The following is an 11,331-nucleotide window of genomic DNA, read 5'->3' on the forward strand; positions in this document are numbered from 1 at the left end:
ATTCGGATTAACCGTCATGGTAACTGTGTTTGATGTTGCAGGTGAACCAGATAAACAAGGCGTTGCATTTGATGTCAAAACACAAGTAACTGTGTTTCCATTGGCTAATGCATTATTAGAATAGGTTGTACTGTTGGTTCCGACATTGGCTCCGTTTAATTTCCATTGATATGCAGGAGTTGTTCCTCCATTGGTTGGCGTTGCAGTAAAAGTTACATTCGTTCCTGCACAAATTGTCGATGCACTTGCACTAATGCTTACACTTGCTGTCACATAGGCATTCACAGTCATTGCAATGGCATTCGATGTTGCTGGAGAGCCAATTACACAAGGCGTTGCATTCGATGTCAAAACACAAGTAACCGTATTTCCGTTGGCTAATGCATTGTCAGAATAAGTGTTACTGTTTGTTCCAACATTGGTTCCGTTTACTTTCCATTGATATACTGGAGTTGTTCCTCCGTTGGATGGAGTTGCAGTAAATGTTACACTGGTTCCGGTACAAATTGTTGTAGCACTTGCACTAATACTAACGCTGGCTGTCACATTTGAATTAACGGTCATAGTAACCGTGTTGGATGTTGCAGGTGAACTTGTAACGCATGTTGCATTTGATGTCATCACACAAATAATGGTGTTTCCATTTGTTAATGCATTATTGGAATATGTTACACTATTGGTTCCAACATTGGTTCCGTTTAATTTCCATTGGTATGTTGGGGTTGCTCCTCCATTGGTTGGTGTAGCTGTAAAAGTTACATTCGTTCCAGTGCAAATTGTAGAAGCGCTAGCACTAATACTTACACTTGCTGTTACATATGCATTCACAGTCATAGTAACTGTATTGGATGTTGCAGGTGAACCTGTCAAGCATGGTGTTGCATTAGAAGTCATCACACAAGTAACCGTATTTCCGTTTGTTAAGGCATTGTTGGAATAAGTTGCACTGTTTGTTCCGACATTGGAGCCGTTTAATTTCCATTGGTAAGCTGGAGTTGTTCCTCCATTAGTTGGAGTTGCTGTGAAAGTCACATTGGTTCCTGTACAAATTGTTGTAGTACTAGCACTGATGCTAACACTTGCCGGTAAATTTGAATTAACCGTTACAACAGTAGTATTAAAACTGCTAATAGAAGTATTGCAACCAGAACCTGAAGAAAGATTGGTAATAGTAACAGTTGTAGCTCCAGCATTTAATGCAGAAGTTGTAAAAGTTCCAGTTCCTGGGCTACCAGCAGTAAAAGTCATTGTAGCTGTATTGCCGGTTGCTGAAGTTGAACCAGTTAAATTGTAAGTGACATTATAGGTTCCGCTTGGTAAAGATGAAGATCTAAGTGTTACTATGGTTGAAGAAGCACTACAAATCGGGCCGTTGTTTGAGGGAGCACTTGTTAATGCATAAGTCGGACATGTCCAAGTTAAAATTACTTGACCATCAGCTCCGTCACCACCAATGGTATTACTTGAACTTTTATCACCGCCACCACCACCGCCACCGCCGAGGTTTGATGTATTTGAAAAACCATTATTGGTAGCTGAACCTCCATTTGCACCAGCACCAGCACCAGTAGGAACTGGAGTAGGAGCGTTGGCACTTGACCATGTTGATGCCCCTGAAAGACCGTTACTTCCTGTTCCTGCAGATGTTGCACCAGGACCACCATGACCCGTACTGCTATCTCTTCCGGCTCCACCGTTTCCACCACTGTATTTTGTTGTACCAACACCACTAAGTGCTGCACCTCCATTACCTCCGACACCACCAGCTCCTAATAACGGTGAATTCCCGCCTGAGCCACCTTTGGCTAATAATGTTAGAATGGTACTGAAATAGGAGTCGCCTCCGTTTCCACCAATACCAGTTCCTCCTGTACCTCCAACACCAACACTAACAGTGTGTGTTGAACCTGAAGTAACAGCTATGCTAGGGTTTTTGCTATAGGCTCCACCACCACCACCACCAGCACCGTCAGATGTTGTAGTATTTCCACCACCGGCACCACCGGCACCCCAAGCCTCAGCTTGAACTGTTGTAACTCCAGCCGGAGCGATGAAAGTTCCGGATGTAGTATAAGTTGATGTAGTTTGAGAATAGCTAAAACTGGTGATTAGTAATAGACTGATAGCGAATGCTATTTTTCTGCAATTTAATGTAGTTGTTTCCATGTTTTTTTTCCCCCGAAAAAAGTTATTTATTAAAATCAATTTTTTAACGAGTCAAAAGTATTGGATGGTTTTTAAATTACAAAATTTTTTATCGATAAAAAGCATAAAACATCGATTAAATGCATTATTTTTATATTATTTAAAGTAAAATACTACAAAATTAAAACATTTCACTAGCTAAATTCAAGATTAAATATTTCAATAATCAACTAATAGACTAAAATACTGTTGGATATAGTTTGTGAAATTTTGATGTTCAATAATAAAAATTGTAATCCAAAAGAAAGTATTCCTTTTACAACAAAATGAAGCAATAATAGATTTTATGGGAAACGTATTTAAAGAATTTACTAGAATCTATATCAAAATTTATGTTTTGATATGACTATAAAATTGTATTAAACCAAAAAAGTCCTAAGCAAAAAAGCTTAAGACTTCTATTTTCGTAGCGAGGACGGGAGTTGAACCCGTGACCTCAGGGTTATGAATCCTGCGCTCTAACCAACTGAGCTACCTCGCCAATCTTGGGTAATTACAATACCGTAATGCGGGTGCAAATATAAAACTTAAATCATAGGTTGCAAATTTATAATGAGAAAAAAATTATTTAAAAAAATGCTTTTTTATTGCGCTATTATTATATATATTTCCAAAAAATTAGTACCCAACAATGGAATTAAAATCACGTTACGAACTAGAATTTCCCATCAACTCTTCTCCTCAGTTGCTATATCAATATATATCAACACCTTCGGGTCTGTCGGAGTGGTTTGCTGATAACGTCAATTCGAGAGGTGAATATTTTACTTTCATATGGGATGACTCCGAAGAGAACGCTCGTTTGTCATCTAAAAAGACAGGAGAGAAGATTAAATTCCGCTGGATCGATGATAATAAAAAAGATACTGATTACTTTTTTGAACTCAGAATTCTCGAAGATGAAATTACCAAAGACGTTTCTTTAATGATTATTGATTTTGCTAAGGAAGACGAATTAGAAGAAGCCAAATTATTGTGGGAAAATCAGATATCAGACCTCAAACATGTTATTGGATCTGTATAATATTTACTGATATTAAACTTATATTTGCCCTAATTTTAATTAGGGTTTTTTTATGATCAATTTTAATGGATTGTTAGTTTCATCTCAAGAAAATATTTCTTCAAACAACCGTAGTTTCCTTTATGGAGATGGTGTTTTTGAAACTTTAAAAATAAGAAATCAGAAAATCATTTTTCTAGAAGACCATTATTTTCGGTTGATGGCAAGCATGAGAATCGTGAGAATGGAAATTCCAATGAACTTCACCATGGAGTTTTTCGAAGAACAAATCCTCAACACAGCAAAAGCAAATGAGTGCCTAGATTCATCAAGAGTCAGAATTACAGTATATAGAAATGAAGGCGGTTATTACTTGCCTGAGACCAACCTTGTAAGCTATATCATTCAAGCAAAACCATTAGAAACTCTAGATTATTCCTTTGATGTCATTCCGTATGAAGTTGATTTGTATAAGGATTTCTATATTTCAAAACAATTGTTGTCGACTATCAAAACGACCAATAAAATGGTTAACATCACCGGAAGTATTTTTGCAAATGAAAACGGGCTGCAAAATTGTCTACTCTTGAATGATGAAAAAAACGTTATTGAAGCTTTGCAAGGAAATATCTTTATGTTGATGGATAATAAACTAATTACGCCACCAATATCTGATGGTTGTTTAAACGGCATCATGCGAAAAAAAATTATAGCGTTATCTAAATATATTGAAAATATTGATGTTGCAGAAGCTTCTATTTCACCATTCGATCTTCAAAAGGCAGATGAACTTTTCATTACCAACGTAATCAAAGGTATTCAATCCATTACAAAATATAGAAAAAAGGAATATCACACAGATTTAGCGCAACAGTTATCAGATAAATTAAACGAATCAATTCAACAAGATTAATTCAACAGTGGGTTTTCAGGAGCATTCGACCAAATAATATAGTCTCCACCAAGTTCTAAGATTTTTTCTTTCCAAAAATCGGTGGTCGATTTGCCGATGATTTTATTTTCATAGAGGTTTTCAGCTAAAATCCAAGAATTCGATTTCATTTCATTCTCCAATTGCTGTGCTTCCCATCCGGTATATCCTAAAAAGAAACGGATATTGTCTTTTTTGATTTGACCACTATTAATGAGGTTTCTCGTCAATTCAAAATCACCGCCCCAAAAAATACCATTCGATATTTCGACGCTATTGGTAATCAAATGTGGAATGTTGTGAATGAAATACAGATTGTCCTGTTCGACTGGACCGCCATTGTAGATTTTAAAATTGGCTTCTACATCTGGAACCAGATCATTAATCGTATATTTTAAAGGCTTGTTGATAATGAATCCAACGGAGCCTTCATCATTATGATCTGCTAATAATATCACCGATCGATTGAAAGATAAATCTCCAATTATAGAAGGCTCAGCAATCAGCAAATGTCCTTTTTTTAATTTTTCTGATATCATTAGAATCGCAATTTTTATTAAATTTAGTAATAAAATTTCTAAATAAACAAATATATTTCGGTTAAAGTAAAAAAAAAGTCCCCAAATTGGAGACTTTTAATTTATATTTTATAAACTTTTATTAGTTTACTGAACCTTCTAAATCTGCACCAGCTTTGAATTTTACAACATTCTTAGCAGCAATTTTGATAGTTTTTCCAGTTTGTGGATTTCTTCCGTCTCTAGCAGCTCTTTTAGATACTGACCATGATCCGAAACCTACTAAAGATACTCTTCCACCTTTTTTCAAAGTACCACCTACGTTACCTAAAAATGATTCTAAAGCTAATTTAGCAGCCGCTTTTGTAATTCCTGCGTCAGCAGCAATAGCATCGATTAATTCTGATTTGTTCATAATAATAAGTTATTAATTGTTGGTTAAACATTATGTTAATTGAAACAAATTTAATAGGAATTCCTTACTGCGCAAGACTTTTACCGTGTTTTTCGTCGATTTGTTGATAAATCGATTGTTTTGTTGATAAAGGAAGTTGTTTTTGTCGATTTTCTTCTTGTTTCAATGTTTTCGCGACTTAACAAGCGTAAGCATTTTCTGAAAAACGTATTCCATTAAGCAATTCCGAACTAGTCATTTTTTTCTTTCCGGGAAACTTCAAACTTTCAATTTTTATGTAACCATCCATAACAGCAATCTTAATTTCTTTTTTGGTAGTCAATATTTTCCCAACGGTTTCTTGATGGGTTTCCGGTTCAAACTTAGCATCATAAATCTTGATATTCCATTCCTGATTTTCATCTTTAATATAACACCAAGCCGTAGGATAGGGCGAAAGTCCACGAATTAGATTGTGAATTTCCATTCCCGATTTGGTCCAATCAATCTTGCAATTTTCCTTATTTAATTTATAGGCGGTTTTATTACCGTCAGATTCAACTTGAATTTTTGTCTCCAAATTTCCCGTTTTAATCAATGCCAAAGTTTTAACAACTGTTGAACTTCCAACTTCCATCAAACGGTCATGCAATTGCCCTGCACTTTCTTCATTAGAAATCGAAATGGCATCACTCAAAATCATCGCACCGGTATCAATTTTATCATCAATAAAAAAAGTCGTCACACCCGTTTTGGTTTCACCATTAATAATAGCCCAATTGATTGGCGCCGCACCACGATAATCGGGCAGGAGCGAAGCATGCAAGTTAAACGTTCCGTATTTAGGCATTTCCCAAACCACTTTAGGCAACATTCTAAAAGCAACTACAACTTGTAAATTAGCATTCAGCGCTTTGAGTTCCTCCAAAAAACTTTCATCTTTTAAATTGGTCGGTTGCAACAAATGCAAATTCTTCCCAAGCGCATATTCCTTCACCGCAGAATATTTGATTTTTTGTCCACGACCGGCTGGTTTATCTGCTGCTGTGATCACACCAACGACTTCATAGTTGTTTTTTAAAATAGAATCGAGAATGCCTACAGCAAATTCGGGCGTTCCCATAAATACAATTTTCAATGCTTCCATTATTTTCTTAAGGTGTATTGGTTGTTGGCTTTCAAAATGATAATCTCGTTTTCCATCAACATTTGAAGCGCAAAGATAATATCCTTCGAAGCAAACGCTACTACTTTTTCGATTTCCCTTGAATTTAAATCCGCCGATTTCAAAACTTCCAGAATTTCTTTTACAACCAAATGAATATCAGTTTTAGATTTGCTTTTTGAAATACAATAGGAGCAAATGCCACAAGCTTTAGAATCCTTTTCGCCAAAATAATCCAGCAACAATTGACTCTTACAGGTTCTTTTATCATTCACATAATGCAAAACCGATTGCAACTGATCAATTTTCAATTGGTTTTGATGTTCCAAATATTTGGCAATGCGATTGATAGTTTTCTCGTCTTCACGGATTTCATTAAAAACCAAAACCGCATCATTATTCTTCGAAGTGTAGGCGATGATTTCTTTTTCTTGTAGTTTTTTCAAAACCTGACTCACTTCAGCTTCAGTATGATTTGATTTTTTTGCAATCAATGCGACATTAAAGGCAGTCGCCATATCATAAATACCGGGATAAGTTCGCAAAATGGTCAATACAATTTCTTCATCATTAGGGTTTAAACTTGTATAGCGAATGACTTCTTTTGATGGAATTAAAAATTGCATCGTAATCTTTTCTGAAAATTCCTGCGATAAAGTCACAATGCCTTGTCGGTCTAGAAACTGAATGGCGTTGTACGTTTTCAAAGTCGGAAACCCATACTTAGAACAAAACGTATTCAAATTAAAAGTAAACACTTCATTGATGCCTTCTCCGTATGCAATCTGGAAATAATTGCAAAGTTTGATATACATTTCCAAAAGGAATTTTCGGTCAGGTAAAATATGAATCGATTGGTCTTTCGCTTGAAATATATCGGACGGACTTGTTAATATCACCGCAAACGCTTTATCGCCATTTCTTCCGACGCGCCCGGCTTCTTGATAATAATTTTCTAAGTTTTCAGGAAGCTGAATGTGAATCACGGTTTTGACATTCGCTTTGTCGATGCCCATTCCAAAAGCATTCGTTGCTACAATAATTTGCACTGCTTCGTTCATCCAAAGTTGCATGTTCTTGTCTTTTTCTCTCGATGTCAAACCGCCGTGATAATACGTAGCTTTAAATCCTAAAGTCTGCAATTGGTTCGAAACATCGAGACACGATTTGCGATTGCGTACATATATAATAGAAGGTTCTGGATTTTTTTGTAGAATTTGTTCTACTCGAAACAGTTTGTCTTCGACTTCAAAAACCATATAAGCGATGTTGTCGCGACCAAACGATTTTTTGAAAATAGCAGGTTGTTCTAAACCCAATTGTGTGATAATGTCTGCTTCAACTCTTGGCGTTGCTGATGCGGTTAATGCTACAAAAGGCACTTTAGGAAAATGCGATTTGAGTTGTGAAATTTTCAAATATGAAGGGCGGAAGTCATGGCCCCATTGCGATACACAATGTGCTTCATCAATTGCAATCAAATTAATAGGAAGGTTTTTAATGCGTTCCAAAATCCAATCCGATTGCAAACGTTCGGGTGAAAGGTATAAGAATTTGTAGTTTCCAAATTGACAGTTATCAAGCAAGTCAATCATTTCTTCAGTGCCGATGCCACCGGTTAATGCGATGGCTTTGATATCGATTTTTTGAAGATTCGCGACTTGGTCTTTCATCAAAGCAACCAGCGGAGAAATAATCAATCCCATACCAGGATTGATCAATGCCGGAATTTGAAAACAAACCGATTTTCCGCCACCGGTAGGCATTAAAGCAAAAGTATCTTGACCTTTAAGAATCGTATTGATGATTTCTTCTTGCGGTGTTCGAAAGGTTTCGTGTTTCCAATATTTTTGGAGGATTTGTATGGCTTCAGACATTATTTATAGGTATAAAATTAAACACGTACACAAATTTACACAAAAATTAATGTCGCAAGAAAAATGCAATGTGGGAATCTAATTTTAGGAAAGAGATTTTAAAATGAAATCGATGCGATTCTCAACACTTGCTTTAGGAACTTCAATGAGTTCGTAACCGTAATTTTGATAGGTTTCGGTCAAGTGTTCGAAGATGAGTTTGGCTTGCTCGTAGTTTTCGTAACGCTCGTCATCACTGATGTAGATTTCTTCCCAAGGCGGAAGAATAAAAATTTTGGTATATTGATGTTCCTTGCAAGCAACATCAAAAAAAGCAGGATAACTGTCTCCAATATAATGCATATAGGCCAAAACATCAGGAATGCCACGATCTAAAAACACCACATCGTGCGATTCGAGTAAAGCATTGTTGAACTGTTTTTTTCTGCCTTCCAAAAGCAATTCGCTAAACAGCAAAGGGTTTTCAAGAAACAACTGTTCGATGCCTTGCTTTTTGGCTTCCATCGTAACTTCTCGTGAAATCTCGGGATAACAACAATAACCCATCGACAACAGTCCATCAATAATAGTGGTTTTTCCGGTTCCAGGTCCGCCGATGATGACTACGATTTCCTTTTGCACTTTTTTGGAATAAAGGCGCAAACTTACTCAATCTAATTGGGATTTAAAAAATTGCGGGAAGTTAAAAAAAACTAAATAATGAAAATCATAAATTCTAACTCTGAAAATCCCAAATCAATACTGTATATTTGCTCTTATTTTAAGACTTAGAATGGATAAGAATACAGAAGATTTCTACGAAAGATTGAAAGTGGAGCTAGACAATAGCAATACATGGCCAGCGGAATACTTATTCAAATTTATCGTGCCTACCGCTGTCGAAAAAATACAGAAAATTGAAGATGCATTCAATTGCATGGGCGCAGTTATCAAAACTACAAAATCCAAAACGGGTAAATTCACGAGTATTTCTGTTGATGTGCAAATGAAAGATGCTCAAGAAATTGTCGACAAATACATAGAAGTATCCACCATAGAAGGTATTATTTCCTTATAAATTATGAATTCAAAATACATTAAAGAAAACGCGAATGATGTGGTGTTTCATTTAGAATACAATTCTGAAAGAAAGCATTTAATCATTCCTGAATACGGACGTCATTTGCAAAAACTGATTGACCAAGCTACCGATATTCCGGATCGTGATGAGCGTAATAAAATTGCGAAATATATCATTCAAGTAATGGGAAGTTTGAACCCGCATTTGCGTGATGTCCCGGATTTTCAACACAAATTATGGGATCAGATTTTCATCATGTCTGATTTTAGATTGGATGTTGATTCACCCTATCCGATTCCTTCAAGAGAAGTTTTAGTATTGAAACCGGATCCGTTAAGTTACCCGCAAAATTTTCCAAAGTACCGTTTCTATGGCAACAATATCAAGTATATGATTGATGTTGCTAACCAATGGGAAGAAGGGGAACTCAAAGGCGCATTGGTGAAAGTAATCGCCAACCATATGAAAAAATCATACTTGAGTTGGAATAAAGATACCGTTACTGATGCCGTTATTTTCGAGCATTTATTTGAATTGTCCGATGGAAAAATCAACCTCATTCAAAGTTCAGAAGAATTGTTGAATACGACAGATTTGATGCGCACCAACAAACGCGTATCAAACAAAATCATGCCGTTGGGACAGCCAAAAATTCAGAACAATAAAAACAAAACAGGAAAGCCGAAGCCTTTTCAAAAGAAAAATAATAATCCGAAATAAAGGCGCTAAGGTGCTAAGGTGCTAAGGTACTGAGTAATGCTCGAAAACCTTAGAACCTTAGAACCTCAGTTCCTCAGAACCTTAAGAAGAACATGGGAACTTTTAAAATTGAAGGAGGCATTCGCCTTAAAGGAGAAGTCAAGCCACAAGGCGCTAAAAACGAAGCATTACAAATTTTGTGTGCGGTGTTATTAACTCCAGAAAAAGTCACAATCAATAATATTCCTGACATTATCGATGTCAATAAACTCATCACTTTATTAGGAAACTTGGGTGTCAAAATCCAAAGAAATGGAGAAGGTTCGATTACTTTTCAATCGGATGAAGTGAATGTTGGTTATCTAGAAACCGAAGCGTTCAAAAAAGAAGGCGGTTCACTCAGAGGCTCGATTATGATCGTCGGTCCATTGTTGGCGCGATTCGGAAAAGGATACATTCCAAAACCGGGCGGTGACAAAATCGGAAGACGTCGACTTGATACGCATTTTGAAGGATTCATCAATCTTGGTGCTAAATTCCGTTATAATCGTGAAGATCATTTTTATGGTGTGGAAGCACCAAGCGGACTAACCGGAACCGATATGCTTTTAGACGAAGCTTCCGTTACAGGAACAGCGAATATTGTGATGGCGGCAGTTTTGGCGAAAGGACAAACTACAGTTTACAATGCAGCTTGCGAACCTTATTTGCAGCAGTTGTGTAAAATGTTGAATTCGATGGGCGCCAACATTAAAGGTGTCGGATCGAATTTGTTGACCATCGAAGGTGTCGAATCATTGGGCGGTTGCTCACACAGAATTCTTCCGGATATGGTTGAAATTGGCAGCTGGATTGGTTTGGCAGCGATGACCAGAAGTGAAATTACGATTAAAGATGTAAGCTGGGATAACCTTGGTGTGATTCCAAATACATTCAGAAAACTGGGAATCACCATTGAAAGAAAAGGCGATGACATCTACATTCCAACGCATGAAAACTACCAAATCAAAACCGATATTGACGGTTCGATTTTAACTATTGCCGATGCGCCATGGCCAGGATTTACACCGGATTTATTGAGTATCGTTTTGGTCGTGGCGACACAAGCGAATGGTGATGTTTTGATTCATCAAAAAATGTTTGAAAGCCGTTTGTTTTTCGTGGATAAACTGATTGATATGGGCGCGAAAATTATGTTGTGTGATCCACATCGCGCTGTGGTTATGGGACATGATTTCAAATCGCAACTCAAAGCAACTACGATGTCTTCACCTGATATTCGTGCAGGAATTTCGTTACTGATTGCTGCTTTGTCTGCAAAAGGAACAAGTACGATACAAAACATAGAACAAATTGACCGCGGTTACGAGCGTATCGATGAAAGATTGCGTGCGTTGGGTGCCAATATCGTTCGTGTTTAATAATATAAAAGGCTCGCAAAGACGCGAAGGCGCAAAGTGAATCTGTTTTTCTTTGCGC

At 36.8% G+C, this 11,331-nt stretch carries 11 protein-coding genes and 1 tRNA gene; 5 read left to right on the forward strand and 7 right to left on the reverse strand.

Annotated elements, in window-relative coordinates; genetic code table 11:
• Both RMO03_RS09395 and RMO03_RS09400 read right to left on the reverse strand, forming a co-directional pair.
• Positions 1-2,166 (reverse strand): beta strand repeat-containing protein (locus RMO03_RS09395; RefSeq protein ID WP_409024916.1); only part of this gene is annotated, 2,166 nt, incomplete at its 3' end.
• A 446-nt stretch (positions 2,167-2,612) separates the two neighbouring features.
• Positions 2,613-2,686: transfer RNA gene (locus RMO03_RS09400), tRNA-Met, on the reverse strand.
• Between the two features lie 150 nt (positions 2,687-2,836).
• Between RMO03_RS09400 and RMO03_RS09405 the strand changes: the two genes are divergently transcribed.
• Both RMO03_RS09405 and RMO03_RS09410 read left to right on the forward strand, forming a co-directional pair.
• Positions 2,837-3,229, forward strand: a complete 393-nt coding sequence (locus tag RMO03_RS09405; protein WP_309641847.1) for an START-like domain-containing protein — start codon at positions 2,837-2,839, stop codon at positions 3,227-3,229.
• Positions 3,230-3,281: 52 nt separating this feature from the next.
• Positions 3,282-4,121, forward strand: coding sequence for an aminotransferase class IV (locus RMO03_RS09410; RefSeq protein WP_309641848.1), 840 nt, complete (start codon positions 3,282-3,284; stop codon positions 4,119-4,121).
• On the opposite strand, the gene RMO03_RS09415 is transcribed toward RMO03_RS09410, so the two are convergent.
• The 5 genes from RMO03_RS09415 to RMO03_RS09435 all read right to left on the reverse strand — a co-directional run bounded on the left by RMO03_RS09415 (position 4,118) and on the right by RMO03_RS09435 (position 8,714).
• Entirely contained in the window at positions 4,118-4,678 is a 561-nt protein-coding gene (locus RMO03_RS09415; RefSeq protein WP_309641849.1) for a YqgE/AlgH family protein, read from the reverse strand. The two genes, RMO03_RS09410 and RMO03_RS09415, sit on opposite strands and share 4 nt — an antisense overlap.
• A gap of 121 nt (positions 4,679-4,799) precedes the next feature.
• Positions 4,800-5,072, reverse strand: a complete 273-nt coding sequence (locus tag RMO03_RS09420) for an HU family DNA-binding protein (RefSeq protein ID WP_298176651.1) — start codon at positions 5,070-5,072, stop codon at positions 4,800-4,802.
• 178 nt (positions 5,073-5,250) lie between these two features.
• Positions 5,251-6,198 (reverse strand): methionyl-tRNA formyltransferase, encoded by a 948-nt coding sequence (fmt, locus tag RMO03_RS09425; RefSeq protein WP_309641850.1) that lies wholly within the window; start codon positions 6,196-6,198, stop codon positions 5,251-5,253.
• Entirely contained in the window at positions 6,198-8,093 is a 1,896-nt protein-coding gene (locus RMO03_RS09430) for an ATP-dependent DNA helicase RecQ (protein ID WP_309641851.1), read from the reverse strand. Before RMO03_RS09430 ends, fmt begins: the two co-directional genes overlap by 1 nt.
• A gap of 84 nt (positions 8,094-8,177) precedes the next feature.
• Entirely contained in the window at positions 8,178-8,714 is a 537-nt protein-coding gene (locus tag RMO03_RS09435; protein WP_309641852.1) for an AAA family ATPase, read from the reverse strand.
• A gap of 151 nt (positions 8,715-8,865) precedes the next feature.
• Here RMO03_RS09435 and RMO03_RS09440 point away from each other — a divergent pair, with 151 nt between their 5' ends.
• The 3 genes from RMO03_RS09440 (at position 8,866) to murA (ending at position 11,273) form a co-directional block, all read left to right on the forward strand.
• Positions 8,866-9,150 carry a DUF493 family protein gene (locus tag RMO03_RS09440; protein WP_309641853.1) on the forward strand — a complete coding sequence of 95 codons (285 nt, stop codon included), beginning with the start codon at positions 8,866-8,868 and terminating at the stop codon, positions 9,148-9,150.
• Between the two features lie 3 nt (positions 9,151-9,153).
• The gene (locus tag RMO03_RS09445; RefSeq protein WP_309641854.1) at positions 9,154-9,873 is read left to right on the forward strand and encodes a DUF4290 domain-containing protein; all 720 of its coding nucleotides are present in this window, start codon (positions 9,154-9,156) and stop codon (positions 9,871-9,873) included.
• Between the two features lie 92 nt (positions 9,874-9,965).
• Positions 9,966-11,273, forward strand: a complete 1,308-nt coding sequence (gene murA / locus RMO03_RS09450) for a UDP-N-acetylglucosamine 1-carboxyvinyltransferase (protein ID WP_309641855.1) — start codon at positions 9,966-9,968, stop codon at positions 11,271-11,273.
• The last annotated feature ends 58 nt before the right edge of the window (positions 11,274-11,331 follow it).

Origin of the sequence: Flavobacterium sp., from assembly GCF_031411595.1 — a bacterium.
In the GTDB taxonomy this organism is placed as follows: Bacteria; Bacteroidota; Bacteroidia; order Flavobacteriales; family Flavobacteriaceae; genus Flavobacterium.